The following is a 26972-nucleotide window of genomic DNA, read 5'->3' as shown; positions in this document are numbered from 1 at the left end:
CCCATCACTGCGGAGCAACGAATGGCCCTTGCCATCCGCGACGTGCGCGAGCACGACCTGGATGCCGTACTGGCGCTCAACAACACCGCCGGTCGCTCCATTCTGGTCCTGGACGCCGCACAGTTGCGCTACTTCTACGAGCATGCCGACTACTTCCGCGTCGCCGAGATCGACGGCCAACTCGCCGGATTCCTGATCGCCCTGCGCGATGGCCGGGACTACGGCAGCCCCAACTACCGTTGGTTCGCCGAACACTATCAGTCGTTCGTCTACATCGACCGCATCGTCATCGCCAACGCCTATCGCCGCCACGGCCTGGGCCGCATTTTCTATTGCGACGTGAACAGCTTCGCCGAAGTGCGCGTACCGCTGCTGACCTGCGAGGTGTTCCTGGAGCCGCCGGACGACGTCGTGGTGCTGTTCCATGGCACCTATGGCTTCCAGGAAGTGGGCCAGCAGCGGATGGGCACGCACGGGCCGCAAGTGAGCCTGCTGGCCAAGGACTTGCCCAGCTATGCTTTTGTACGCGACACCTACCTGGAACATGGCGGCCTGCCCGACCTGCCCTGGCTGGCTGGCCGTACGCCTTCCCTGAACAACGACTCCAAACCGCGCCGCCTCGCCGGAGAGCGGCGCCTATGAATGCAAAGATGGAAGCCAATGACGCTTGCGACCTCCGCTTCGGCCAGGTCGGCATTGCTTGTGTACGTATAAAAAGGCCCGATGCGGCGGCCTTGTGCGAGGAACTGGAACGCCGCGTGCGTTCCGCGCCGCAGCTGTTCTCACGCGCCGCGGTCGTGCTCGACCTGAGCCACCTGCTCAACCTTCCCGACGACGGTACGGTTGACGCACTGCTCGAAGCGGTGCGTAGCGCGGGGATGCTGCCGGTGGGCCTGGCCTATGGCACCAGTGCTACCGAGGCATTGGCCCAGCGCATGGGCCTGCCGCTGATCGCCAAGTTCCGCGCCGCCTACGAGCCTGCGGATGGTGGCAGCATCGCGTCGCCGGCGCCCAGCCCCGTGCCGGCAGCTGCACCCGTACCGGCACCGGTGCGCGAACCGGTACTTTCGGCGCCCGCTCCCGGCAGCAACCCGGGTGCACAACACCACGAAGGCGCCGTGCGTTCCGGCCAGCAAGTGTATGCACGCGATCACGACCTGGTGGTGATGGGCGCGATCGCCAACGGCGCCGAAGTCATCGCCGATGGCAGCATCCATGTTTACGGCAGCCTCAAGGGCCGCGCCATGGCGGGAGCACAGGGGGATGTGAAGGCACGTATCTTCGTCTCGGACTTCCGTGCCGAGCTGGTGGCCATCGCCGGCCATTACCGGGTCTTCGAGCAGATTCCGAAAGACCTGGAGGGCCACTCTGTGCAATGCTGGCTCGATGGCGAGAAATTGTTGATTGCGCCTCTGAAGTAACTATTACTGACTATAAGAACACCAGCGGAGACGAACCCTTGAGTGCTGAGATTATCGTTGTGACGTCCGGTAAGGGCGGCGTCGGCAAGACCACTACCAGTGCGTCGCTTGCCACCGGCCTGGCCATGCAGGGCAAGAAAGTGGCAGTGATCGACTTCGACGTCGGCTTGCGCAACCTTGACCTGATCATGGGCTGCGAACGTCGCGTGGTATACGACTTCGTCAACGTCGTGCACGGCGAGGCCAATATCAAGCAGGCCCTCATCAAGGACAAGCGCTACGAAAATCTGTACGTACTTGCCGCCAGCCAGACGCGCGACAAGGACGCGCTGACCCAGGAGGGTGTCGAGAAAGTGCTCGACGATCTGGTCAAGGAAGAGTTCGACTACATCATCTGCGACTCGCCGGCCGGCATCGAAAAGGGCGCGCACCTGGCGATGTACTTCGCCGATCACGCCGTGGTGGTGGTCAACCCGGAAGTCTCTTCGGTGCGCGACTCCGATCGCATCCTGGGCCTGCTGGCCAGCAAGACCCGTCGCGCCGAACGCGGTGACGGCGCCATCACCCAGCACCTGCTGTTGACCCGCTACAACCCCTCGCGCGTGGACCAAGGTGAAATGCTCAGCGTGAAGGACGTCGAGGAAATCCTCGGCATCAATGTCGTCGGTGTGATTCCGGAATCGGAAAACGTGCTCGCAGCATCCAACGCGGGCGTGCCGGTAATCGTGGACGAAAATTCTCACGCCGGGCAGGCCTATCGCGACACCGTGGCCCGCATCCTCGGCGAGACCCGCCCGATGCGCTTCCTTGACGCACCCAAGAAGGGCTTCTTCCAGCGCGTATTCGGAGGCTGATCGCGATGGGTATCCTCGATTTCCTGAAGCGCAAACCGGAACCGACCGCTGTCGTGGCGAAAGAACGCCTGCGTATCATCGTTGCGCAGGAACGCTCCACCCGGGGTGCGCCCGATTACCTGCCGCTGATGCGTAACGAATTGCTCGAGGTCATCAAGAAATACGTCAACGTCGACCTCGAAGCGATCAACATCAATGTCGAACGCGACAGCGGGCATGAAGTGCTGGAGTTGTCGGTGGCGCTGCCGGATGGCAAGCCGGCGGGTAATGCTGCAACCTGATCGCGTCCCCTCCCCTGCGGGGGAGGATGGGCTGAGGCGTGGGTTGCGACCGCCTCACGCTTTAGTCCTTCGGTTAAACGGCCTCCTTCTTTCAAAACACTGCCATGGATCAGCCCTTTCGCGAGGCTGACCCCTCACCCCAACCCTCCCCGGAGGGGAGAGGGAGTAAATGCCTGACGTTCTTCGTATCGCTGACATCGACCACTCGGCCATCAAGTCCCTGCTCGCCCATTACGGCTTGAGCATGGTGCAGGTGGCTGACGGCGAAACCATTCCCGGCAGCTACTGGGGCGAAGAGGAGGCCGGCATCATCGGCAACACCGTTTACGCCCGCAGCGATACGCCGGTGCACTCTCTGCTGCACGAAGCCGGGCACCTGATCGTGCTGCCGCCGGAGCGCCGTGCCGAAACCCATACCGACGCAACCGACTCGATCGCCGAAGAGGATGCTGTCTGCTACCTGCAGATCATGCTGGGCGGCACCCTGCCCGGTGTCGGCCGCGAGCGCGTCATGACCGATATGGATGCATGGGGCTATACCTTCCGGCTTGGCTCGGCGCGTGCCTGGTTCGAACAGGACGCGGAAAACGCTAAACACTGGCTGATCGAACACGGTCTGCTTACATCGAGCGGCGAACCGGTATAGTCGCCGTCGCCCTTTTCTGATCCCAACTCCTGTGCTCAAGAACACGCGCTACTACGACCCGATCAACGATCTGCGCCGCAAGGTCGCGCGCCGGCTCATGCGCATGGTGTTCGGCAGCCATGGACAGCCCACGTCGGAACCGCTGCCGGGCAAAGGCATTTACCGTATCCTGGTGTGCCATGTCAGTCACAGCCTGGGCAACACCTTATTGCTCACGCCACTGCTGTCGGAGTTGGAAAAGGTCTTTCCGGCGGCGGAAATCGACATCCTTACGCGCAGCCCGATTGCCGATGACGTGTACGGGCATTTCTTCAGCGTGCAGCGCATCTTCCGCTTGCCTGCCCACGGCGTCGGTCACCCGTTCCAGTTCTTCGGCACCCTGCGGCGCATGCGCAAGATCCGCTATGACCTGGCGATCGATGCCGATCCCTTGTCGCAGACCGGCCGCCTGTTGATGCTGCTGTCGAATTCGACGTACACGCTCGGCTTCAGCAGCCCGAAGAAGCACGGCGAAATCACCCACGCCGTACCGCTGCCCGAGAAGCTGGAAAGCAAGGGCCGGCGCCCGGTTTACCTGCTGCGCAGCGCGATGGGTCGCGACGCCGCGGCGGATTATCCCGTGCCGGACATCCGCCTTGGCGCAGAAGAGCGCGAACAAGGACGCAGCGCACTGACCCGTTCACTGGCGGCAGGCGGCATCAGCTCGCCGGGCCGCGGCATCATCGGCATCTTCGCCAACGCCACTGGACCCAAACTGCTGGGCGAAGCCTGGTGGATGCGATTTATCCAGGTGCTGGAAGCGCAGTATCCGGAGCACCGCATCGTTGAGATCCTGCCGGCCTCCGGCCAATCCATGCTCAGTTCGCGCTACCCCGGCTACTACTCCAGCGATCTGCGCAAGATTGCCAGCGTGCTTTCCGGTTTGGCCGTCTATATCAGCGCCGATTGCGGCATCATGCATCTGGCCTGCGCGTCGGATGTCCCTACCATGGGCATCTTCACGGTAACCAATGCAGGGGAGTGGGGACCTTACGGTCCAGGCCGGCACGTCATTGCTGCGCATCGCAAGGAACCCGAAGAGGTTGCACGCATGATTGCCGACATGCCGGAACTTGCCGGCCATCCGCAGGTTGGGTAGGTTGGGTTAGCGCAGCGTAACCCAACGGAATTCCATCGAAGCAACAAACATCGTTGGGTTACGCGCTAACCCAACCTACCAACTCGCCGTCGCATCGGCTAGCATGCCCACGATGAGGGAGATGGCATGCCTCCCGTTCTCCAAGGCGCGCTCTTGTGGAACGAACCACCGAAAGGTTGATGATGCCTGCACCACCGGTTTCCGGCGGCGCGGGCGTGCCTGTTGCCGTGGAACAGATCCATTGCAATCAGGAGACACATCGTGAGCTTGAGCGGTTTTGTTGCCGTCGGATTGGGCGGCGCCTTGGGCTGCTGGATGCGCTGGATACTCGGCATCCTGCTCAACCCCATCTTCCCTACTCTCCCGCTTGGCACACTCGCGGCCAACCTCAGCGGTGGCCTGATAATGGGCTGCATGATGGGCATCTTCGAGCACTTCCAGACCTTGCCGCCGGAATTGCGCCTGTTCGTGATGACCGGCTTCCTCGGCGGCCTGACCACGTTCTCCACCTTCTCCGCCGAGGCCGACACGCTGCTGCTGCGTGGCCAATACCTTTGGTTCGGCACGCATGTCGCGGTACACCTTCTGGGCAGCCTGGCGATGACCATTCTCGGTATCTTCCTCACCCGTGGCCTGCTGCGGCATTGATAGGGAATCGACGTCATGAGCTTTGAAACCTCGTTCGGCAACGCCTCCGCCAATGGCATCTTCCTGCGCTTCTACACGCATGTGCATGCCCGCCATGATGGCCTGCTGGTCTCCGAATGGGTGCTGGAACTGGCCAAGCGCCACAAGCTTGGCGGCGGCTCGGTGTTCCGCGCAACGGCAGGCTTCGGCCGGCACGGCGTGCTGCATCACGAAGCATTCTTCGAACTGGCCGATGATCTGCCGCAGAAGATCGAATTCCTGCTAAGCGAACCCAACGCACAGACCTTGCTGCGCCTGGTACGCGAAGCTGGTGTCGACCTGGTGTATGCCTGGTCGCCAGTTCATTTCGGGATATTGGGCAAGGAAGAAACAGCATGAGTCAGGATTCTTTGCAGCAACGCGCCGCCGAATTGCTTCAGGCCGCCGGCGTGCACATTGACGGTTCAGCGCCGACGGATATCCGAGTTCATGACGAGCAGCTCTATGCACGCGTGTTCGCGCACGGATCGCTGGGACTGGGTGAAGCCTATATGGATGGCTGGTGGGATGCCGACGATCTGCCCGGCTTGTTCACCCGCATCCTCTCCAGTCACGTGGACGAGCACCTCAAGACACTGGATACGCTGATCGCGCACCTTAAGGCCCGCTTCATCAACCTGCAGCGCGGCCAGCACGCCTTTGAGATCGGCAAGGCGCACTACGATCGCGGCAACGATCTGTTCAAGGCCATGCTGGGCAAACACATGATGTATTCCTGCGGTTACTGGGCGCAGGCGGCGAATCTGGACGATGCGCAGGAAGCCAAACTCGATCTGATCTGCCGCAAGCTGCAATTGAAGCCCGGCATGCGCGTACTGGATATCGGCTGCGGCTGGGGCGAGGCGCTGAAGTTTGCGGCAGAGCGTTACGGCGTCAGCGGGGTGGGCATCACCGTCTCCAACGAGCAGGCGGAACTGGCGCGCGACTTGTGCCACGGCCTTCCGATCGAGATCCGCTTGCAGGACTATCATGAGCTTGACGAACCCTTCGACAGCATCATGTCGATCGGCATGTTCGAACACGTCGGCGGCAAGAACTACCGCGAGTATTTCGAAGTAGCGCGGCGCTGCCTGAAAAACGACGGGCTGTTTCTGTTGCATTGCATTGGCACCAATCAGACGCCCGGACGTCCCGATCCGTGGATCGAAAAATACATCTTCCCGAACTCGATGATTCCAGCCGCCAGCCAGGTTGCCGCTGCGCTCGAAGGCTTGTTCGTGGTCGAAGACTGGCACAACTTTGGTGCCGATTACGATCGCACCCTTAGTGCCTGGCGGGCGAATTTCGATGCGGCGTGGCCGGCGCTTTCGGGGCGCTATGACGAACGTTTCCGCCGCATGTGGCATTTTTATCTGGCGGTATCAGCCGCCGTCTTCCGCAGCCGGCGCGACCAGCTCTGGCAACTCACCCTCAGTCCGCACGGCGTAACCGGCGGCTATCGCGTACCTCGCTGAGGCACCATGCGCTTACTTCGACACTCCCTTTCTGTGCTGTCGCTGCTATTCCTGCTGTGCGGCAACGCCCTGGCCCATCCTGCCCTATGGCAAGCAAAAATCGGCAACAGCACGGTCTATCTGTTCGGCACCGTGCACCTGCTGCCGAACGACACCCAGTGGCACTTCCCGGCGCTTGATCAAGCGCTCGCACACAGCCAGTCGCTGTACATCGAACTGACCGATGACGATCAGGCCAGCGTGACAACGTTGGTGTTGCAATATGGCCTCGACGCCGCGCACCCGCTCTCCACGCAACTGAGCGAGAGCGACAACGCTGCGCTGGCCAAGGCTGCAGAACTGGCTGGCTTGCCGGGCGGCGTGACCACGCTGCAACCGATGAAGCCATGGCTTGCCGCACTGACCTTGTCAGTGGCACCACTGCTCAAAGCCGGGCTCGATCCTGCCGAGGGTGTCGACAAACAACTCAGGGCGCAGATGAGCAGCGCCGGCAAACCGGTGTTTGGATTGGAAACAGCCGAGCAGCAGATCCAGTTTCTGGCCGACCTGCCAGCACCCATGCAGATCGGTTTTCTACGCGACACCTTGCGTGACGTCGCGAAGACCAAAGAGGAACTGCTGTCGCTGGTCGACGCCTGGAAACAAGGCGATGTCGCCGCCATCGCCAAACTGGAAAATGATGAGTTGAAAACACAGGAACCTGCGCTTTACCAGGAACTGATCGTGCAGCGAAACACAGCCTGGGCCAGCAAAATTCGTGACATGCTCAAGCAGCCCGGCACGGTATTCATCGCCGTCGGCGCAGCACATCTGGCCGGCCCCGACAGTGTGCAGGCACAGCTCGCAAAGCTGGGCATTACGGTGCAGCAGGATTGATCGACCAAGCCCTGTCCCTGGGGAGAGGGTTAGGTCAGGGGCCAATCTCGCCCCACTGACACATCTGAAGTGCGCTCCGATGAAGCGTCATCGTAAGCTCCCACCCTCATCCCGACCTTCTCCCCCAAGGGGAGAAGGAGACAAGCGAGCTGAGGCGAGAATCAATCAGAAATGCGCCGTATACGACTTGGGCTTCAACGGGAACTGCGGCATATGGATGGTGTAGGAATCCATCCTGCCCAGATCCACCCACGTCGCCGTCAGTGCCGTACCGCTGAAGCCAACCGTGATGCGGTAGACATGACCGGCCTGCACGTTGTTGATCTTCAGCCAGGGACGGTTGATCAGGTGCGAATTGGACAGCGTCAGCCTGATCACCTGGTCGCCGGGCAGAACGCGCACCCACGGCGTCTTGCCACCGTTGTATTTCTCCCAGGTGCTCTTGTCGTTGACACCGGTGATGCCGCAGATGTACTGCGGCTGCTCGGCACATACGACCAGCGCGGTATCCGACTTCGGATGATCCTTGTCCTTATAACCAAGCAGAGGTCGCCGGCCCGCAAGCTGCGAGCATCCGACGGCCAGGACACAGGCCGCGACAACAGCCATAGTGCGTAGATAGTGCATGGATTTGCCCACGACAAGGATCGGGGCATTCTAGCCCAAGGACCTCTGCATCTGGCACCATCTACCACGCCTGCGGCGCCCTTGCGCCCATACGATTACCCCCATGAACTTGCAAGCCAATTACGAACAGATCCCGCTCAAGGAATACGCCGAGCGGGCCTATCTCGATTATTCGATGTACGTGGTGCTGGACCGCGCCCTGCCCTTCGTGGGCGACGGTCTGAAGCCGGTGCAGCGCCGTATCGTCTACGCCATGAGCGAGCTGGGCCTGGCCGCCAGCGCCAAGCCGAAAAAGTCCGCGCGTACCGTCGGCGACGTGATCGGTAAATTCCATCCGCATGGCGACAGCGCCTGCTATGAAGCCATGGTGCTGATGGCGCAGCCATTCTCGTACCGCTATCCGCTGATCGACGGCCAGGGCAACTTCGGTTCGCCCGACGATCCGAAGAGCTTCGCGGCGATGCGTTACACCGAATCCAAGCTCAACCCGATCGCCGACGTGCTGTTGGGCGAGCTGGGTCAGGGCACGGTGGATTTCGTTGCAAACTTCGACGGCACACTGGAAGAACCCAGCTGGCTGCCGGCACGCCTGCCGCATGTCTTGTTGAACGGTTCGATGGGCATCGCGGTGGGCATGGCCACCGATATTCCGCCGCATAATCTGCGCGAAATCACCAGCGCCTGCATCCGCCTGCTGGACGATCCGGACGCCACCATCGCGGATCTTTGCGAACACGTGCGCGGCCCGGACTATCCCACCACCGCGGAAATCATCACCCCGCGCAATGAATTGATTGCGATGTACCAGAGCGGCGGCGGTTCGATCCGTGCCCGCGCGGTGTATGCACGCGAAGACGGCAATATCGTGATCACCGCGCTGCCGCATCAGGTCAGCCCGTCAAAGATCCTGGAGCAGATCGCCGCGCAGATGCGCGCGAAAAAGCTGCCGATGATCGAGGACCTGCGCGACGAATCCGATCACGAAAACCCGATCCGCCTGGTGATCGTGCCGCGCTCGAACCGCGTCGACGCCGACGAGATGATGCAACATCTGTTCGCCACCACCGATCTGGAAAAGAGCTTCCGCGTCAATCTCAACATGATCGGGCTGGATGGCCGCCCGCAGGTGAAGGATCTCAAGCGCATCCTCACCGAGTGGCTGGGCTTCCGCATCGACACGGTCACGCGCCGCCTCAACCATCGCCTCGCCAAGGTCGAGCGCCGCCTGCACCTGTTGGAAGGTCTGCGCATCGCCTACCTCAACCTCGATGAGGTGATCCGCATCGTCCGCACCGAAGACGAACCCAAGCCGGTGCTGATGGCGCGCTTCAAGCTCAGCGAAGAACAGACCGACTACATCCTCGATACCAAGTTGCGCCAGCTGGCCCGCCTTGAGGAAATGAAGATCAATGCCGAGCGCGACCAATTGGAAGAAGAGCGCGCCAAGATCAACGTGCTGCTGAAATCACCGGCCAAGCTCAAGGGCCTGATCAAGGAAGAACTGCGCGCCGACGCCGCCAAGTACGGCGATGATCGCCGCTCGCCGCTGGTGCAGCGCGAAGCCGCGCAGGCATTGGACGAAAGCGCACTGGTCGCCAGCGAGCCGGTCACGGTAGTGCTGAGTCAGAAGGGCTGGATCCGCGCGGCCAAGGGCCACGACGTGGATGCCGAAGGCCTGTCCTACCGCGAAGGCGACAGCCTGCTCGCCACGGTGAAGACGCGCACCACCCAGCAAGTCGCGGTGATCGACTCCACCGGCCGCAGTTACTCCACACCCGCACACACCCTGCCCTCGGCACGCGGCAATGGCGAACCGCTGACCGGCCGCTTCACGCCGCCGGCCGGCGCGAGTTTCGATGCGATCGCCGCAGGCGACAACGACACCCGCCTGATCTTGGCCACCAACTTCGGCTATGGCTTCGTCACCCGCTTCGAGGCGCTTACCGGACGCAACAAGGCCGGCAAGCAGATCATCACGCTCGGTGACGGCGCACGCGTGCTGGCGCCGCAGGTCACGGCCGATCCGTCGCGCGATCGCATCGTGGTGGTCACCACCGAAGGCCACCTGCTGATGTTCTCGGTGGCTGAACTGCCTGAACTCGACAAGGGCAAGGGCAACAAGCTGATCGAAATTCCCAAGGCCAAGCTGAGCAGCGGCGACGAACGCGTGGTCGGCGTCGCCGTAGTGACCGAAGGCAAGGGCGAAGTCACTTTGTTCGCCGGCCAGCGCAAGCTGACGCTGAAGTGGTCGGATCTGGTCGAGTACGGCGGCAACCGCGCTACCCGCGGTGGAGTATTGCCGCGCGGCCTGCGCCGTGTTGAGCGCATTGAGACAACCGGCTAACGACAGTTGAAAGGAACTTCAACTGGCCACAAGTCACCGTATGAGCATGTGTATGGTAAGGGACTGCCGTGCGTTATGTGGGCGATGCCCCCTGGAGCACTTATGAACAGACGAGCCATTACCGCCCTGGCGACAAGCCTGCTGGTCACCGCAGCATGGGCGCAATCGGCCAGTCAGCCGCTGAACCTGAAGCTGCCGGCAAACATGAGCAGTTACCCTGCCGCCAGCGCCTCGGCGGCCCAGCCGGCGCACGCGACGAGCGCCCAGCCCAATCCCAGCGCTGTCACCATCAATGGCCAACGCCCCTCCGCGGCGGCCCCCGGCGTGTATTACGGCGACACCAGCGGCGCCCGCGGCAACGATGCCTCCGCCTCGGCACCGGCCTGCGACGATTCCACCTTCACCAAACCCCAGGTCCACGGCGATGTCGGCGTGGGCGTGGTCAGCGCCAGCCACTACGGCTCCGGCAGCTTCCAATCGGGCAATGTCAGCGTGACGCAGAACACCGGTAGCTGCGATCACCCGACCGGCACCATGGGCATTTCGATTGGCGTGAGCCATTTCGGCAGCTTCGGCGGCGGCGGCTTCGGCGGGCACTAAAAAGCGGTTTTGCCGCAGGTCGGGTCAGCACCGCCTGATCCGACAAAAAATGCGCGAAATCCGCTGAGTTACGTGGCATCAGCCCAATATCTTGTGCGAAAGCAGGTGGAAAGCCTGCACCTACAGACTGTAGGAATATCGCCCCTCAGTGTTGTAGAGACCCGCTAGTGATCCAAAACGTCGAGTTCCGCTTCGAAGGCGGCCGTTCCGGTGTCTTGCTTATTCATGGACTGACCGGCACTCCCACCGAGATGCGCTTGGTCGGCAAGGGTCTGAACCGGGCCGGCTTCAGCGTCTACGGCATGCAACTGGCCGGGCACTGCGGCGATGTGCCGGACCTGCTCGCTACCGGCTGGAAAGACTGGTACGCCAGCGTGGAAGCGGCCGCGGAACGCTATCGTCACGAAGTCGACCACCTGTTTGTGGCGGGCCTGTCGATGGGCGCGGTACTCGCGCTGAAGCTTGCCGCCGATCACCCGAACTGGGTTCGCGGCGTAGGCGTCTATGGCGCCACCTTCCGTTACGACGGCTGGGCGATTCCGTGGTACGGCCGACTCTCTTTCCTGCTGCCGATGATTGCGCGCCTGGGAATCGGCAAGAACCGCATGGTGCATGAGAATGAACCCTATGGCCTGCGCGATGAACGCCTGCGCGCGCAGATCAGCGGCCTGATGTTGGGCGGCGATAGCGCCGCTGCCGGCCTGCCCGGCAATCCGTGGCCGTCGCTGGCCGAGATGTACAACATGGCCGCGGTGGTGAGCCGCGAATTGCCGAAGGTGACGGCGCCCTGCTTTATCGCGCACGCCACCGAAGATGACGTCGCCAGCCTGGAAAACGCCTACCTCGTGGCACGCTCGGTATCCGGCCCGGTGGAAATGCTGCTGCTCGAAGACAGCTACCACATGATCACCGTCGACCGTGAGCGCCGCACGCTGGCGCAACGTTCCGCCGACTTCTTCGCCAAGATCGCTGCCAGCTGCACGCCCAGCGCGCGTGCTGTCGCCTGAGCGCGCCCATCGTGTCTCCTGTTGTCGCCACCTTGTGGCTGGTCAATGTGACGCTCGATACCGGCGGCCAACTTGCTTTCAAAGCCGCCGCCAGTGATCCGCGTGCGGGCGATGGCGTGGCGCGCTGGCGCTACATGGCGAGTCGTCCGTGGATCTGGCTGGGCATCCTGGCTTACGTCACTCACTTGTTGTCCTGGATCGCGTTTCTTTCCTTGGTGGATCTCTCCCAGGGTGTGTTGCTAGCCTCGATCAACATCGTGGCGATCATGATCGCCGGCCGCTGGTTGTTCCGCGAAAAACTGACGCCGCTGCGCGTAGGTGGAATTCTGCTGGTGAGTGCGGGCGTAGCCATCGTCGGGATGGGCGGATGAAAACCTGGCGCTTCTACCTGGCAGGCTTCGCCCTGTTGTTGGCGTTCGACACGGTGGTGCAACTGAGTTTCAAGTTGACCGGCGAACATGCCTTTCCACCTGAAGCGAATATCGCCTGGGTGATGCGTGTGTTCGGTCATCCCTGGATCTACATCGCGCTGATCGGCTACGTGGGCAATTTCTTCACCTGGATGAGTCTGCTCAAGCATGCACCGATCGGTCCCGCATTCGCGGCCTCGCACCTGGACGTGGTCACGGTGATGCTGGCCTCTGCCTGGCTTTTTCATGAAGCGTTGACGCCGATGCGCCTGCTGGGCGCAGGCGTGATCATGCTGGGCATCGTCTGCCTGGCCTTTGCCGAAAAAGGCGCGCATCCGGCCAACGATGCGCCAACCGAGGCCAAAGGCGCCTTGGGCGTCGTGGCGGGCGATTAACAGGCTCGGATCCATTCGCGAACTGCCAGGTTCACCTATCTCACGCGAAGCTTTACCCCACGCCAACGCTTGCCCCCCGTCCGCCATCGGCGCAATCACCCGTTTCGTGAAAAACACCCCGCCGACGAGGGGCTCAAGAAGTTACGCTAAAGGCCACGCGCCAAGTTGGCTTATGGACAATACGTGAACTCTTCGTCACGCTTGGGAGAGGATAAACCGGGGAATCGATGCATGAGTACGCAGCAGGAAGTCTTCGAGATCATCAGCAAGCAGGCCAAGATCGACATCAGCACCATCACCGCTGAGTCCACGCTCAAGGATCTGGGTGTCGCTTCCCTGGATGCCATCGAGGTGATCTTCGATATCGAGGAACATTTCAATATCAACCTGCCTAACGAAGACACCGATTTTGAGGCGGGTACGGTCGGCCACCTGGTCGCAGCGGTGGACCGCCAGCTCGCACAGAAGCCTGCTAAAGGCTAAGAGTTTCAGTATGCGTCGTATCGTGATCACCGGCCAGGGCGCCATCTGCGCGCTCGGCCACAACGCTGCCGATGTCTGGCGGGCAATGACCGAAGGCCGCAGCGGGATTGGTCCGATCCGACGTGTCGACGCGAACCAGCTGCGCAATAACGCTGCGATCGCGGCAGAAATCGCCGATTTCGAACCACGCGCTTTCATCGACGAAGCACGCCTGCCGTTTCTCGATCCGCTCAGCCAATACGCGCTGGTGGCGGCGAATGAAGCCATCCGCCAGTCCGGCCTGAGCTTTCGCAACGAGCGCGCCTCGCGCACGGCGGTGGTGGTCGGCGTCGGGGTTGCCGGTGAGGAAACCCGCGAAGGGCTCTACCAAAAGCTATATGCCGAACAGTGCGGCCGCTTCCACCCGCTTGGCATCGTGCGCATCATGAGCAATGCGCCACCTAGCCAGATCAGCATGGCGCACGGCATTACCGGCCCGACATTCACCGTGGCCAGTGCCTGCGCCTCGTCCAATCACGCCATCGCGCAGGCCGCCCTGATGATGCGTGCGGGCATGATCGATGCAGCGATCGTTGGCGGCGCAGAAGCCTGTATCACACTCGGCCTGCTGCGCGCCTGGGAGGCCATGCGCGTACTCGCTCCGGACACCTGCCGTCCTTTCAGCATCAACCGGCGCGGCCTGGTGCTGGGCGAAGGCGCGGCGATGTTCGTGCTGGAGACGCTGGAAAGTGCCCAGGCGCGTGGTGCCGCCATCCTCGGCGAGCTGGCGGGTTTCGGCATGAGCGCCGATGCGGGTGATATTGCCGCGCCATCGGAGATCGGTGCGGCGGCGGCAATGACGGCAGCGCTGCAAGATGCCGGCATGCAGCCGAGCGAGATCGACTACATCAACGCGCATGGCACTGGCACGGCCGCCAACGATTGCACCGAAACGCGTGCCATCCACAAAGTCTTCGGCGAACATGCGCGTCGCCTGGCGATTTCCTCGACCAAGCCCATGCATGGTCATGCGCTGGGTGCAGGTGGTGCGCTGGAACTGATTGCAACGCTTGGCGCACTGCGCACCGGCATCGTACCGCCTACGCTGAATTATCTCGGTCCCGATCCCGCCTGTGATCTGGATTATGTACCGCACGAAGCCCGTGCGATGAGCGTGCGCGCGGCGTTGAGCAATTCCTTCGCCTTCGGTGGGCTCAATGCCGTGGTGGCGGTGCGCCAGGCTCCATAAGCACTTTGCACCGCGCAGGTTGAGGTAGGTTGGGTCAGCGCAGCGTAACCCAACGGAATTCGATCGGCGCGATAAACATCGTTGGGTTACACTGCGCCAACCCAACCTACGCTACGGCTTGGGGATCATTAAAGGCAGCAGTTGCTCACGGCTCAGCTGCGCAATCGGCAAATCTCCCGGCTGCGCCGGATCAACCCACTGCAAGGCCTCGATTTCGGCACAGGCCGTAAATGGACCGCTGGCCCGAACTTCGTAGACGATGGCTTCGACCACGCATCCCGGTTCGTTTGCAGCGGATGCGCTGAAGCAACCTAGCAGCTGTGCGCCATCACGCTGCATCGTGCAGCCAAGTTCCTCCTTCAGTTCTCGCGCCAGCGTGTGCAGATCGTCTTGATCACCGGCATCACGCTTCCCGCCCGGCTGCTGGAAAACCTCCGCGCCGCGCTTGCGTACCAGCAGCACGCGCCCTTGATCGTTGCGGATCATCCCGGCAACGATCCGGACAATGCGTGGCGCTGCGGCCGCACTCATAGCCTGGTGAAGGCCCATGACTGCATACGGCCGTCTTTATAAGGCATCACGCCATGAAACGGCCGCGTATCACCATCGAACACCAGCGGCAGGAAGTGCCGGTCGCCTTCCCACATGGGCAGTTCCATGATCCGGTCGATAGCCACCCATTCCAGCGTGCCTTCGGGGTTCTGCGTCAGCGGTTCTCCGCGGAAGCTGTCGATGATGAAGATAAAACCCAGCCAGTCCTCACCCTGTTTGCCAAAGCCCGGCCAGTTGAGCGTGCCGCGCAGATGCATCGATTCGCATTCGATGCCGGCTTCTTCACGGATCTCGCGCCGCATGCACTCGGCAATGTCCTCGCCGGGCTCCATCTTGCCGCCAAGGCCGTTGTACTTGCCCAGATGCTGATCGTCGGGCCGGGCATTGCGGTGGATCATCAACACCTGGCGCCGGTCCGGCGAAAGCACATAGCCAAGCGTGGCAACGATGGGGGTGTAGGGCATGCGGGTCCATCCCGACGGAAAGTCGCAGTTTAAGGCCTGGATCTGCGTCTGTGGTCTTGCATCCATCACGGCCGGGCGGCGACCATCACAGCATGCTCCCGTCCAAGCCCGCCAAACGGTTGCGCCGCAGCCTGATGCTTTCTTTGCTTGCCCTGCTCGGGGTTTGCGCCTTGCTGGGCGGCTGCAACTATCAGGTGCAGCCCATGGAAAGCCGCGAGGTCACTTTCCAGGGGCAGGATTTCACCGTCGTCAGCCTGGATCTGCATCGCGAATCGCTGAGCCTGCATTGGAAGAACCCCGACAACGGACAGCCGTTCGGCGATATCCAGACCCTCCGCGAATGGGGCGCGGCCAATGGCAAGCGGCTGATGTTCGCCGCCAACGCGGGCATCTACGACCAGGCCTTTGCCCCGCTGGGCATGTATGTGGAAAACGGCAAGACCTTGGTGCCGTTGAACCTTTTTCGCGGCAATCCGGCCGCAGGCAATTTTTCGATCCAGCCCAACGGCGTATTCGCGATCTATCCGGATGGTCATGCCGCCGTGCGTACCAGCACGCAGTTCAAAGCCGATGGCAAGCCGGTCGATTGGGCCACGCAATCGGGCCCGATGCTGGTGATCGATGGCGAGATCAACAGCCAGTTCGTCAATGATTCCAACAGCACCAAGTGGCGCAGTGGCGTCTGTGCGCGCGGCCCCTATCAGGTGGTGTTTGCGGTAAGCGAATCACCGGTCAACTTCCACACTTTTGCCTCGCTGTTCCGGGACAAGCTCGGTTGCCGCGATGCGCTGTATCTGGATGGCACTATTTCGCAGTTCTACATCGACGGCACCGGCTACGCCGGCGCTCCCACCTTCATGGTCAAGCCCTACGCGGGCATCTTCGCGGTGTTTGCCAACCAATGAAACCTCGTTTCCGCTGGTTCCGTGCAGTACTCGTTCTGATCGTGATCATCGTGGGCGGCAGCAGCATCACCGGATGGTGGTTGCTGGCTGGCAGCCGCGCCCAGCTCGATGGTAGGCAATCCCTGGCTGGCCTGCAGCATCCTGTCACGATCAGTCGCGATGCACTGGGTACGGCCACCATCACCGGTCAATCGCGCGATGACGTCGCGTATGCACTGGGCTACGTGCATGCGCAGGAGCGTTTCTTTCCGATGGATCTTATGCGACGCCTGGCCGCGGGCGAGCTATCCGAACTGGTTGGCCCGGCGGCGCTGAACACTGATATCAACCATCGACGCCAGCGTTTGCGCGCGGTTGCCGAAACAGCCTATGCCGCACTGCCTGCGGACCAGAAACACACGCTCGACATGTATCGCGACGGCGTCAACGCCGGCCTGGCGCATCTGCGCGAAAAGCCATGGGAGTACCTGCTGCTCGGCACACAGCCGAAACCTTGGCGTTCGGAAGACACTATGCTGGTCATCGGTGCGATGTATCTGGATCTCAACGGCGACGGCCTCAATCAGCGCGAATTGCACATCGCGCAGATGCATGCAGTACTGCCCGGCACGCTTGTGGATTTCCTGATCTCGCCCGATCCGAACTGGGAAGCGCCGCTGAAAGGCGATGTGTCGCCTTCGCCGGCCGTTCCCGACGCAGATGTCTACGATCTTCGCCGCGTGAATGCGCCGAGCGGAACGGCGAAGCTGGCCCACGTTGCCACCTCACCGATCGACGTTGCCTACCCCGGCAGCAACAGCTTCGCGCTGGCAGGCAACCTTACGCATTCGGGCGCAGCGATCCTGGCGAACGACATGCATCTGACGCTGCGCGTGCCTGATATCTGGTTCCGCGCGCGTCTTCGGTATCCGGATCCCTCCGCTCCTCACGGACAACGCGATGCGGTGGGCGTAACGCTGCCCGGCACGCCTGCGCTGGTGGTGGGTTCGAACGGACAAATCGCCTGGGGCTTCACCAACAGCTATGGCGACTGGATGGACTGGGTGCGGGTGTTGCGCGATCCACACGATTCCAGCCGCTACAAGGTACCGGAAGGCTGGGCCACGATCGAGAAGCATGACGAAGTCATCGACATCAAGGGTGCGCCGCCGCACCATCTGGACGTGGAAGACACGCGCTGGGGACCGATCCTGACCCAGGATACCGATGGCACGCCGCTGGCCCTGGCGTGGATCGGCAATCGGCCACACGGTTACAACCTGGCGCTGATGCAACTCGAACATGCCACTAGCGTCTCGTCGGCACTGGATCTTGCGCCGACGCTCGGCATGCCGCCGCAGAACTTCCTGGTGGCGGACAGTGCCGGGCATATCGGCTGGAGCATCGCCAGCAACAGCATCCCGCTGCGCAGCGGCTTCGATCCACAGTTACCGGCGGACTGGTCGCAACCGAATACCGGCTGGACCGGCTGGGCCGTGCCATCGCAATACCCGCGCATCGAAGATCCTGCCGATGGCCGCTTATGGACAGCCAACAACCGCACGGTTGGCGGCGACGATTTCGCCCTGCTCGGCAACAGTGGCCAGGATATCGGCGCACGCGCCCAGCAGATTCGCGACGACTTGCATGCACGCGCCGATTTCGGACCCGGTAACACACTCGATATCCAGCTCGACGACCACGCACTGTTCCTGACCCGCTGGCAGCAACTGCTGCAGCAAACCTTGTCGGGCCTTGATGATCCCGCGCTCAATCAACTGCGTCAGCTAACCGCCAGCTGGCGCAACGAAGCCGCAGCCGACAGCGTGGATTACCGGCTTGTCCACGCCTTCCGCGAAGAAGTGCACAAGCTGGTGCTCGCCCCTTTTGCCGTGCAGATCCAGCAGCGTTTCCCCGATTTCGAGTGGCCCGGCCCCGGCGATCAGGAAGCCGCTGTGTGGGCGATGATCCAGCAACAGCCTGCCAATCTGCTCGACCCCAGCTATCACGATTGGCGCGCGCTGCTGCTGCAGGCCGCGCGTAACGTTGCCGACACGCTTGGCAAACAACCGGGCGGACTGGCTGCACGCACCTGGGGTGAAGTGAACCACGCCGATATCAATCACCCGCTTTCGCGTGCCCTGCCCGCCTTCGTCGCGCACTTCCTCAACATGCCGAATGATGAACTCCCTGGCGACCACAACATGCCGCGTGTCGCTGCACCTGCGTTCGGCGCGTCCGAACGTCTCGATGTTGCGCCCGGACACGAAAGCGACGGCATTCTGGAAATGCCCGGTGGACAGAGCGATAACCCGCTATCGCCGTTCTATGGCGCCGGACACGAGGATTGGGTCAAGGGTCGGCCGACACCGCTGATGCCTGGCAGTGATCGCTACACCCTGACCCTGGAACCCGCCTCAGGTTGACGCGCGTGCCATCGCAAAAAAGGCCGCCACATGTGGCCTTTTTTGTTTTCGGCATCTCTCACTCTGCCGAGCTGTGCCAGAAACTCAGATAGACCAGATAGGCCTCTACGCCAAGAAAAATGGTCCAGACCAGCACCTCGCCAGCCATTCCGCCTACTTCACGCCCGAAGCGATCGCCCACGTAAAGCAAAATAATCATGCTTTGCACCATGCCCAACATGCCGGGGGCTCGAAAGCGTGGCGCAATGTGATAGCCGATCCAGAATGCAAAACGCGTGACAATCCATACCACCGTTGAGGCCAGTAGCACGCGCATGGACCAGCCATTTGTGCAGTAACCCGCCAACGCGAGCAGACCGGGAATGAAAATCAGCAGTTGCTCGACCGTATTCTGCAGGCAGTGCCGGCTCACCTTCATGCGCATCGACTCAACGCCGGCAATGGGGTTGATCGCCGATGTATTCAGACGGTAGTGGGCAATCATTTCAACGCCCAGCACGAGAGAGAACAGCGTCGCCACGCAGCAACACTTGATGGCGAACCACAAGCGACTCCACGGATCATCCATGTTTGGGATGGGCGGCGCCTGGGTAGCGATCAGCCACCACAAGCCGGTGACAATCGGTGCCGCCATCAACACGCCTGCTATTACGGTTCTGCGCTCTGCCTGCACGTCAACGACGTGATCGAAGCCGTGCTCGACGTTCATGGCACACCCCCGTTTGAATGGGACTGGCTTAGCTCAACAGCATGCGCTCGCAAATAGCCTGGTACAAATCCGGCAACCGTTCCAACTGAGTCAGCTCGATGCACTCGTCGACCTTGTGGATGGTAGCGTTTACCGGTCCCAGCTCGACCACTTCCGCGCCGAGCGGCGCGATGAAACGTCCATCGGACGTGCCGCCGCCGGTACTTTGCTCCGGATCGAGGCCGCACAGATCACGACACACCGACACCACCACTTCGCGCAAATGACCACCCGCCTGAGTCAGAAACGGCTCACCGGATAGATTCCATTCCAGGGTGTAATCCAGGCCATGCCTGGAAAGGATCGCCTCGGCACGCTCCCGCAGATCGGCTGCCGTGCTGGCGGTGCTATAGCGGAAATTGATCAACGCGGTGAGCGAACCGGGAATCACATTGCTCGCCCCCGTGCCCGCATTGAGATTGGAGACCTGGAAAGACGTCGGCGGAAAATCCGCATTGCCGCTGTCCCAACGCTCTGCCGCCAGCTTCGCGAGGGCCGGCGCGAAAGCATGGATGGGATTGAGGGCTTTTTCCGGATACGCCACATGTCCCTGCACACCGCGCACGGTAAGCGTCGCGGACAAGGAACCGCGACGCCCCACGCGAATGAGGTCGCCCAGCTTGTCCTTCGCGGACGGCTCGCCGACCACACACCAATCGATACGCTCGCCGGTTGCTCGAAAATGATCGGCAACGCGCCGCACCCCATCGAGATTGGTTGGACCTTCTTCGTCGCTGGTCAGCAACAGTCCGACCCGGCCGGCATGATCCGGATGCGCGGCGACGAAACGCTCCAAGGCCACCACCATTGCCGCCACCGAGCCCTTCATGTCCGCCGTGCCACGGCCGTACAGGCGACCATCGCGAACGGACGGCTCGAATGGCGGACTTTGCCATGTGTCCTCGGGACCACTGGGCACTACGTCGATATGCCCCAGGAAGACCAGCAGTGGGCCCTGTCCCGGCGCGTTATGCGCACCGTGCGTCGCCCACAAATTGTCCACCTCGCCATAGCGCAGCGCTTCAATGCGAAAACCCAGCCGTGAAAGGCGGTCGCCGATCAACGGCAAGCATCCGGCGTCTTCCGGCGTGACCGAACGACGGCGAATCAGGTTGGTGGCGAGATCGAATACGTCAGACATAAGACTCAACGCCCGAACAGTTTCTTGAAGCCGTTGTCGGTAAAGCCAACACTCACCGAACCGTCAGTCTGCACCACCACCGGACGCCGAACGAGCGCCGGATATTCCTTCAACAGCAAGGTCCACTCCGGATCGCTACCGGGATTCTTGCGCTGTGGCAGCAGATTGCGCCAGGTGGTGCTGGATTTGTTGACCAGTTTTTCCCAACCGCCAAGCTGTCCAGCCCAGCCTTTCAAAGTTGCCGGCGGCACCGGGTTGGCGCGGTAATCGACAAACTCGTGGGCAATCTCGAAACGCGTCAGCCAATTGCGCGCCTTCTTGCAGGTATCGCAGTTCGGCAGACCGTAAAGCGTAGGGACTGTCATCGATCGGTATCCGTCTTCAATTGCTGTCGCCGCAGCATGTGCAGAATGAAATAGAACGCCGCCGCCGCGACGAGATGCTTGATGGTATGCCCGCTGATGACGCCCTTGGTAGCACGGAAGATATCCATATCCAGCTTTTCGGAGACAAACGCGATGGCGTAACAACCCAGCGCTGGCCACAACATGCGGCGCTCAGTCCAGGGCGTCGGCAGGATCGCCAATGCCAGCACGATCAGCAAAATGGCGCCGCCCTGGGCGATCAGGTACGGCATCAGGTTGTCGCTGAACTTCCAGTACGCCACGCTGCCCACACCGAGCAGTGTCAGCACCAGCAAGGGCAGATCCGAACGCCAGCGCAAACGCTCGGCGTAAGTAGCGGCGAGCAGTGGCATGAATACCACGGTCATCGGCAGGCGATCCCATACCAGCCGCGTGTCCGACGGCGCCCAGTGGTAATACGCCGAGCCGAAGGTGGTGAATACGAGGCCGATGAACATCAGTGCATAAGCGTGGCGCGATGCAGACTCCATCGCGCGTACGGCTGGTGTGCGCATCACGCCAAGCCCGGCCAGCCCGACCACCAGAAACATTACATTCGACGCGACGTTCCCGTAGTTGGGAATGCCCAGCCATGCGCGCTGATCCGCGAAGTCGTGATAGCCCTGCGGCTGCGCAAACGGCGGCCACACAAAGGCGAGCACCACCAACACCGCGGCAATTACGGCCAGTGCATACACGCGACCACGAACAGGCTGGGATCGAGCGGCCATGGCTTGACTTACTCGCCGCTGCGCAGCAGTTCGTTGATGCCGGTCTTGCTGCGCGTCTTTTCGTCCACCTGCTTTACGATGATCGCGGCATAGAGACTATGACTGCCGTCTTTCGCCGGCAGGTTGCCCGCCACGACCACGCTTCCTGCCGGCACGCGGCCATAACTGATCTCGCCGGTGGCGCGGTTGTAGATGCGCGTGGACTGGCCAAGGAAGACCCCCATGCCGATCACGCTGCCCTTCTCCACCACCACGCCTTCGACGACTTCGGAACGCGCGCCGATAAAGCAGTTGTCTTCGATGATGGTGGGATTGGCCTGCAGCGGTTCCAGCACGCCGCCAATGCCGACACCGCCGGACAGATGCACGCCCGCGCCAATCTGCGCACAGGAACCGACCGTCGCCCAGGTATCAACCATGGTGCCCGCACCCACATAGGCGCCGATGTTCACGTAGCTGGGCATCAGCACGGCATCTTTCGCCACATGTGCGCCACGGCGCACCAGCGCACCGGGCACCACGCGCGCACCGAGGTTCTGAAGCTCCCCATCGTTGCCGGGCGCAAAACGCAACGGCACCTTGTCGAACGCCATGGCCGGGCCGCCATCTACCACGCGGTTGGCATTGATACGGAAGTACAGCAGCACCGCTTTCTTCAGCCATTGATTGACGACCCAGCCGCCTTTGTCATCGGGCGCAGCAACACGCTGTTCGCCGGATTCGAGCAGATCGATCACCTGGCCCAGCGCCGGGCGCAGATGGGTTTCGATTTCGCTCTGGGTGAGCTCATTGCGGCGCTCAAAGGCGTCGTTGATCAGGCTTTCGATGGACTGCATGGGAAAGGACTCGTTATTCGGATCAAACGCCAAGATTACAACCACGCACCTCGCGACGATGTATAGGCGCCGCAAATGCGCTCAAATCAATGCAAGCACGATCGGCAACACGATGCCGGCCAGCAGCAAGGCAGTGACCAGCCCCGGCCTGCGCGTATAGCGGTAGGCCATGTACAGACCCATCAGGGTCGACATGAACAAGCCAAACGCTACGAAGGCCGAGAAGATTTTCAAAGGCAGCGGATGTTTCGCATCCGTCCGCGGCATCTCCGATTTCATGGGCGTGGATGCAGGCGGGTTAGCCGCGGGACCGGATGCCGGAGCGACGGGGGCCGGCGGATGATTATCCGCATCCATCGGGTGCGGCTTTCGCATGGGAACCACGGAAGTCTGCTTCTTATGCAATTGAGCCATCGTCACCAGCCAGGCCGGTGGCTGGTAGTCGCTACCCCGAGTGGTTTCATGCAGGCTGAAAACCTGCAAGCCGCCGGTGAACGCAAAAAACAGCAGGGCGGGCGCGATGAATACGCCGATATAAAGATGGAGCTGGCGAACAATCTTGAGAAACGCGTGAGATGCGGACATGGGCACACTGCCTTCTTGGCCAAATAAGCCAAACGGTGGAAAGAAGATGACGATGACAGGCCGCTGACGCGACCCGGCGGGAAATCATCCCCTGGCAGCCGACCGCACAGCCCGTGCTTAGGACGGGACTATGCGGACAAGCCCTGTGGTCCGATCCGCTCGGCCAAAGCGTGCCACAGACGCTGTTGCTGTGTCTCGCCCAACGGGGCGTTGCGACGATCCGTGAGCTGGAAAAAGTCCTCCACCCGCTCGCCGAAGGTGGCGATGCGCGCATCGTGCACGCGGACCTCACAGGTCATCATCACCTGTGTCACGGCGGCCAGCAGGCCCGGCCGGTCGCTGCACACCAGCGCCATCTGGGTGCGGCCACCGGATTGCTTGAAGTCGATCCGCGGCGTCATCTGGAAATGCTTCAAATGCCGCGACATGCTGCGCCGGGGCGGCATGATCGGGGCGGATTGCGCCAGCGCGCGCTGCAGCCGCTGATGCAGTTCATCTGCGCGTTCCGGCGTGGCGGGCTTTTGGGTTTCCGCTTCCAGCAACAGGAAGGTGTCCATGGCCCGGCCATCCGGCGAACTCAGCACGCGTGCTTCCATCACCGAGAAATGCAGGCGGTCGAGCATCGCCGTGACGTTGGCAAACAGGCCATCGCGGTCAGGCGCATAGACGAACAGCTCGGTGCTGCCACGCACCGACAAAGGGTTGACCGCAATCAGTGGCAACTTGCCTTCGCCCGCCAAAATCGCCTTGGTTTGCCAGGCGATCTGCTCGGGACGATGACGCAGGAAGCTCACCATCGGGAAGGTATCCCAGACTTGCGCAACGGTTGCCGGGTCGGCGCCATCAGCCATCAGCATCGACAGCGCCTGCTCCCGGCAATGTTGCACCCGCGCTGCCGCGCCTGCCGACGGCTTGGCGTCGCGTCGCAGGGCATAGCGGGTAGCCGTATAGAGGTCCGCCAGCAAGCGATCCTTCCATGCATTCCACAACCGCGGGCTGGTGCCGATGATGTCGGCGATGGTCAGCAGATAAAGCTGCCCCAGCCGCTCGCGTCCCGCCACAGCGTCAGCAAAGCGCTGCACCACATCCGGGTCGGTGATGTCCTGGCGTTGCGCGGTCGTGCTCATCAGCAAGTGCCAACGCACCAGCCACGCTACGCGCTCGGTGTCTTCTTCCGGCAGGCCGATCTTGGTGCCAAACGCGCGCGCGTCTTCTTCACCGAGCACGGAGTGATCGCCACCCCGCCCTTTCGCGATGTCGTGAAATAACGCGGCCAACAGCAGCACTTCCGGACTGGGCAGTGTCGGCCACACTTCGCAGGCCAACGGAAATTCGGACTGGGTGGCCGGATCGGCAAAGCGCGCGACATTGCGCAGCACGCGCAGGGTGTGCTCATCGACCGTGTAGACATGGAACAGGTCGTACTGCATGCGACCGAACACTTTGCCGAAGGCCGGCAGGATGGCCGCCAGGAGTCCGTGGCGATTCATGCGCCACAACGCATCGACCGCCGGCGCGCCACGTCGCAGCAAACGCAGGAATGACGCCAGCACCTGCGGATCATCGGCAAGTGCGCCATCCAGCGCCGCGGTCGCCTGATGAATGCGGCGCATGGTATCGGCGGTAAAACCGATCACACCCTTTTCATCCAGACGCGCAATGAAGATATCGATCAGTGCAGCGGGCCGATGCATGAAAAGGTCAGGATCGCGCACCGCCATGCGCGCGCCGTAGCGGATGAAGTCCTCGCCTACCGATTGCACCGCACTGGGCGGCTCGAGCATTTCCTCGAAGCGTTCCGCGATCTGGATACCAAGCCGCTCGACCTGGCTCGCCGCGCGGTAATAGCCCTGCATGAACTGCTCGACGCCGAGATTTTTTTCATGCTCGTCTTCAAAGCCAAGACGCGCCGCGATCGCGCGCTGGTAATCGAACAACAGACGCTCTTCCGGCCGGCCCGCTTCCAGATGCAAGGCAAAGCGATAACGCCGCAGGGTAGCTTCGGCCTGCAACAGCGTGTCGCATTCGGCCGGATCGAGCAGGCCTTCGGTAACCATGTCGGGAAAATCGTTGGCATGCGCCAGGCGCCTGCCCAGCCAGCGCAGCGAGTCGAGCGTACGCAGACCGCCAGGGCCGTCTTTCACATTGGGCTCGAGGTTGTAAGCGGTGTCGTCATAGCGCGCATGCCGCGCATCGCGTTCGGCGAGACGCGCGAGCAGATACTCGTGGGGTGGCCACATGCTCGGCGCATCGATGATGGCGCGCAGCCGGGTATCCAGCACCGGATCGCCAGCCAGGCGCCGCGCATCAAGCAGGCTGGTAAACACACTCGCTTCCGCGGCAGCCAGGGTCTGGCATTGCGCAGGATCGCGCACGGCATGTCCCACCTTGAGGCCGATATCCCACAAGGTGGCGAAACATTGCTCGAGCGCACGCAAACGCGACGCATCAGGTTGCTCGACCAGCGCCAGCAGATCGATATCCGAATAAGGAAACAACAGGCCGCGCCCGAAGCCGCCGATGGCAAACAGTGCGGCGTCATTCACGTCACCGAGGCAGGCCATCCATACATGCACGACGATGCGGGTGACCGAATCACTACGCCGGCGCGCCAATTCGCTGGCATCCGCACCATCCCGGAACGCAACCGCAATCGCGCGATCCAAATCGCCCAGCAATTGCCGCAACGCATGCCGGGCGTCGCCAGATACGCCGGAGCGCGGCACGGCAACCGGTAACCGAGGCAGGGGCGGAAGTGCGGCAACGACAGTTGAGGACATATTTCCTTTCAACTCCTCGCTCGATACACGAGAGAAGCCAGGGGCGGTTACGTCAGTTTGCCGCAACAAGGACCACTCCACCCCAGCGCTCCCCTAGCTGATCCAGGGGAGGGAGTCATCCGGATCAGGCATCCGGCCAGGGCGTGAGAATCTCGAAACCATCGTCGGTCACGGCAATCGTGTGTTCCCACTGCGCCGAGAGCGAATGATCCTTGGTCACCACGGTCCAGCCATCCGGCAACTGCTTGGTCTGCGCCTTGCCGGCATTGACCATCGGCTCCACGGTGAAGGTCATGCCCTTCTGCAGCACTACGCCGGTACCGGGCTTACCGTAGTGCAGCACTTGCGGCTCGTCGTGATAAACCTTGCCGATACCGTGGCCGCAGTACTCGCGCACGATCGAATAACCGGCCGCCTCGGCATGCTTCTGGATCGCGTGGCCCACATCGCCCAGGGTGGCGCCGGGTCGCACGGCCTGGATGCCGCGCATCATCGATTCATAGGTGGTGTCCACCAGACGCTTGGCCAGCACCCCGGGGGCGCCGACGAAATACATGCGGCTGGTGTCGCCGTGCCAGCCATCTTTGATGACCGTGACATCGAGATTGATGATGTCGCCGTCCTTGAGCACCTTGCTCGGGCTGGGAATACCGTGGCAGATCACATGGTTGACCGAGGTGCACAGGGTCTTGGGGAAGCCGTGGTAGCCCACGTTGGCCGGAATCGCCTTCTGCACGTTGACGATGTGCTCGTAGGCCAGCCGGTCCAGGTCTTCGGTGGTCACCCCGGGCTTGACGTGTTCCTTGAGCATGGCCAGCACTTCGGCGGCCAGCTGGCCGGCAACGCGCATGCTTTCGAGGTCTTGGGCGGATTTGAGAGTAATGGCCATGGCTAACGTCGTGATATGGCGGCAAAGTTCCCAAAAACCAGCAACTTGCCGCGAAGCGGTGGTCCCGGCTATACTTTCCGG

30 protein-coding genes and 1 riboswitch are annotated in these 26972 nt (G+C 62.0%); of the genes, 19 read left to right on the top strand and 11 right to left on the bottom strand.

Features of this window, described 5'->3' with window-relative positions; all coding sequences use genetic code 11:
* Positions 1-21: 21 nt before the first annotated feature.
* From ISP19_RS17945 to ISP19_RS17900, 10 genes are all read left to right on the top strand, one after another.
* The gene (locus ISP19_RS17945) at positions 22-642 is read left to right on the top strand and encodes a GNAT family N-acetyltransferase (protein WP_204683763.1); all 621 of its coding nucleotides are present in this window, start codon (positions 22-24) and stop codon (positions 640-642) included.
* Entirely contained in the window at positions 639-1421 is a 783-nt protein-coding gene (gene minC / locus ISP19_RS17940; protein WP_204683762.1) for a septum site-determining protein MinC, read from the top strand. The genes ISP19_RS17945 and minC overlap by 4 nt, the downstream gene beginning before the upstream one ends.
* A gap of 38 nt (positions 1422-1459) precedes the next feature.
* Positions 1460-2275 (top strand): septum site-determining protein MinD, encoded by an 816-nt coding sequence (minD, locus tag ISP19_RS17935; protein ID WP_239556898.1) that lies wholly within the window; start codon positions 1460-1462, stop codon positions 2273-2275.
* A gap of 5 nt (positions 2276-2280) precedes the next feature.
* Positions 2281-2556 (top strand): cell division topological specificity factor MinE, encoded by a 276-nt coding sequence (gene minE / locus ISP19_RS17930; RefSeq protein WP_204683760.1) that lies wholly within the window; start codon positions 2281-2283, stop codon positions 2554-2556.
* A gap of 169 nt (positions 2557-2725) precedes the next feature.
* Positions 2726-3202, top strand: coding sequence for a hypothetical protein (locus ISP19_RS17925; RefSeq protein ID WP_204683759.1), 477 nt, complete (start codon positions 2726-2728; stop codon positions 3200-3202).
* Between the two features lie 31 nt (positions 3203-3233).
* On the top strand, positions 3234-4340 hold the full coding sequence (locus ISP19_RS21520; RefSeq protein ID WP_204683758.1) for a glycosyltransferase family 9 protein: 1107 nt from the start codon (positions 3234-3236) through the stop codon (positions 4338-4340).
* A gap of 108 nt (positions 4341-4448) precedes the next feature.
* Positions 4449-4536: riboswitch (Fluoride riboswitch) on the top strand.
* A gap of 65 nt (positions 4537-4601) precedes the next feature.
* Positions 4602-4988 (top strand): fluoride efflux transporter CrcB, encoded by a 387-nt coding sequence (crcB, locus tag ISP19_RS17915; RefSeq protein ID WP_204683757.1) that lies wholly within the window; start codon positions 4602-4604, stop codon positions 4986-4988.
* Between the two features lie 15 nt (positions 4989-5003).
* On the top strand, positions 5004-5366 hold the full coding sequence (locus tag ISP19_RS17910) for a DUF190 domain-containing protein (protein WP_204683756.1): 363 nt from the start codon (positions 5004-5006) through the stop codon (positions 5364-5366).
* Positions 5363-6481 (top strand): cyclopropane fatty acyl phospholipid synthase, encoded by a 1119-nt coding sequence (cfa, locus tag ISP19_RS17905; protein ID WP_204683755.1) that lies wholly within the window; start codon positions 5363-5365, stop codon positions 6479-6481. Before ISP19_RS17910 ends, cfa begins: the two co-directional genes overlap by 4 nt.
* Positions 6482-6487: 6 nt before the next feature.
* A complete protein-coding gene (locus tag ISP19_RS17900; RefSeq protein ID WP_204683754.1) occupies positions 6488-7357 on the top strand; it encodes a TraB/GumN family protein in 870 nt (289 codons plus the stop codon).
* 165 nt (positions 7358-7522) lie between these two features.
* Here the strand turns inward: ISP19_RS17900 and ISP19_RS17895 are convergent, their stop codons facing one another.
* Complete coding sequence (locus ISP19_RS17895; RefSeq protein ID WP_204683753.1) at positions 7523-7984, bottom strand: hypothetical protein; 462 nt, start codon at positions 7982-7984, stop codon at positions 7523-7525.
* A gap of 103 nt (positions 7985-8087) precedes the next feature.
* Here ISP19_RS17895 and parC point away from each other — a divergent pair, with 103 nt between their 5' ends.
* The 7 genes from parC (at position 8088) to ISP19_RS17860 (ending at position 14451) form a co-directional block, all read left to right on the top strand.
* Entirely contained in the window at positions 8088-10328 is a 2241-nt protein-coding gene (gene parC / locus ISP19_RS17890) for a DNA topoisomerase IV subunit A (RefSeq protein WP_204683752.1), read from the top strand.
* 102 nt (positions 10329-10430) lie between these two features.
* Positions 10431-10928 carry a hypothetical protein gene (locus ISP19_RS17885; protein ID WP_204683751.1) on the top strand — a complete coding sequence of 166 codons (498 nt, stop codon included), beginning with the start codon at positions 10431-10433 and terminating at the stop codon, positions 10926-10928.
* Between the two features lie 167 nt (positions 10929-11095).
* On the top strand, positions 11096-11935 hold the full coding sequence (locus tag ISP19_RS17880; RefSeq protein WP_204683750.1) for an alpha/beta hydrolase: 840 nt from the start codon (positions 11096-11098) through the stop codon (positions 11933-11935).
* An 11-nt stretch (positions 11936-11946) separates the two neighbouring features.
* A complete protein-coding gene (locus ISP19_RS17875; protein ID WP_204683749.1) occupies positions 11947-12306 on the top strand; it encodes an EamA family transporter in 360 nt (119 codons plus the stop codon).
* Positions 12303-12740: a DMT family transporter gene (locus ISP19_RS17870; protein ID WP_204683748.1), complete on the top strand. Its 438-nt coding sequence runs from the start codon at positions 12303-12305 to the stop codon at positions 12738-12740. Before ISP19_RS17875 ends, ISP19_RS17870 begins: the two co-directional genes overlap by 4 nt.
* A gap of 231 nt (positions 12741-12971) precedes the next feature.
* A complete protein-coding gene (locus ISP19_RS17865; RefSeq protein ID WP_204683747.1) occupies positions 12972-13223 on the top strand; it encodes an acyl carrier protein in 252 nt (83 codons plus the stop codon).
* Between the two features lie 10 nt (positions 13224-13233).
* Positions 13234-14451 (top strand): beta-ketoacyl-[acyl-carrier-protein] synthase family protein, encoded by a 1218-nt coding sequence (locus tag ISP19_RS17860; protein WP_204683746.1) that lies wholly within the window; start codon positions 13234-13236, stop codon positions 14449-14451.
* 111 nt (positions 14452-14562) lie between these two features.
* Here ISP19_RS17860 and ISP19_RS17855 read toward each other — a convergent pair whose 3' ends face one another.
* Positions 14563-14982 (bottom strand): NUDIX hydrolase, encoded by a 420-nt coding sequence (locus ISP19_RS17855; protein ID WP_204683745.1) that lies wholly within the window; start codon positions 14980-14982, stop codon positions 14563-14565.
* Positions 14979-15467, bottom strand: coding sequence for an NUDIX hydrolase (locus ISP19_RS17850; RefSeq protein WP_204683744.1), 489 nt, complete (start codon positions 15465-15467; stop codon positions 14979-14981). Before ISP19_RS17850 ends, ISP19_RS17855 begins: the two co-directional genes overlap by 4 nt.
* Positions 15468-15559: 92 nt before the next feature.
* On the opposite strand from ISP19_RS17850, the gene ISP19_RS17845 reads away from it, so the two are divergent.
* Both ISP19_RS17845 and ISP19_RS17840 read left to right on the top strand, forming a co-directional pair.
* Positions 15560-16372, top strand: coding sequence for a phosphodiester glycosidase family protein (locus tag ISP19_RS17845; RefSeq protein WP_239556896.1), 813 nt, complete (start codon positions 15560-15562; stop codon positions 16370-16372).
* On the top strand, positions 16369-18777 hold the full coding sequence (locus ISP19_RS17840) for a penicillin acylase family protein (RefSeq protein WP_204683743.1): 2409 nt from the start codon (positions 16369-16371) through the stop codon (positions 18775-18777). Before ISP19_RS17845 ends, ISP19_RS17840 begins: the two co-directional genes overlap by 4 nt.
* A gap of 58 nt (positions 18778-18835) precedes the next feature.
* On the opposite strand, the gene ISP19_RS17835 is transcribed toward ISP19_RS17840, so the two are convergent.
* The 8 genes from ISP19_RS17835 to map all read right to left on the bottom strand — a co-directional run bounded on the left by ISP19_RS17835 (position 18836) and on the right by map (position 26891).
* The gene (locus tag ISP19_RS17835; RefSeq protein WP_204683742.1) at positions 18836-19486 is read right to left on the bottom strand and encodes an MAPEG family protein; all 651 of its coding nucleotides are present in this window, start codon (positions 19484-19486) and stop codon (positions 18836-18838) included.
* 28 nt (positions 19487-19514) lie between these two features.
* Entirely contained in the window at positions 19515-20666 is a 1152-nt protein-coding gene (gene dapE / locus ISP19_RS17830) for a succinyl-diaminopimelate desuccinylase (protein ID WP_204683741.1), read from the bottom strand.
* 5 nt (positions 20667-20671) lie between these two features.
* On the bottom strand, positions 20672-21031 hold the full coding sequence (locus ISP19_RS17825) for an arsenate reductase (RefSeq protein ID WP_204683740.1): 360 nt from the start codon (positions 21029-21031) through the stop codon (positions 20672-20674).
* Positions 21028-21801, bottom strand: coding sequence for a hypothetical protein (locus ISP19_RS17820; RefSeq protein ID WP_204683739.1), 774 nt, complete (start codon positions 21799-21801; stop codon positions 21028-21030). Before ISP19_RS17820 ends, ISP19_RS17825 begins: the two co-directional genes overlap by 4 nt.
* A gap of 8 nt (positions 21802-21809) precedes the next feature.
* Positions 21810-22637, bottom strand: coding sequence for a 2,3,4,5-tetrahydropyridine-2,6-dicarboxylate N-succinyltransferase (gene dapD / locus ISP19_RS17815; RefSeq protein WP_204683738.1), 828 nt, complete (start codon positions 22635-22637; stop codon positions 21810-21812).
* A gap of 81 nt (positions 22638-22718) precedes the next feature.
* Positions 22719-23222, bottom strand: a complete 504-nt coding sequence (locus ISP19_RS17810) for a PepSY domain-containing protein (RefSeq protein ID WP_204683737.1) — start codon at positions 23220-23222, stop codon at positions 22719-22721.
* Between the two features lie 128 nt (positions 23223-23350).
* Positions 23351-26002 (bottom strand): [protein-PII] uridylyltransferase, encoded by a 2652-nt coding sequence (glnD, locus tag ISP19_RS17805; RefSeq protein ID WP_204683736.1) that lies wholly within the window; start codon positions 26000-26002, stop codon positions 23351-23353.
* Between the two features lie 124 nt (positions 26003-26126).
* Positions 26127-26891: a type I methionyl aminopeptidase gene (map, locus tag ISP19_RS17800; protein WP_204683735.1), complete on the bottom strand. Its 765-nt coding sequence runs from the start codon at positions 26889-26891 to the stop codon at positions 26127-26129.
* Positions 26892-26972 lie beyond the last annotated feature (81 nt).

Origin of the sequence: Dyella flava (assembly GCF_016904955.1) — a bacterium.
Lineage (GTDB): Bacteria > Pseudomonadota > Gammaproteobacteria > Xanthomonadales > Rhodanobacteraceae > Dyella_B > Dyella_B flava.
Note: the sequence above shows the minus strand (reverse complement) of the source record. Positions and strands in the feature narration are given on the sequence as shown.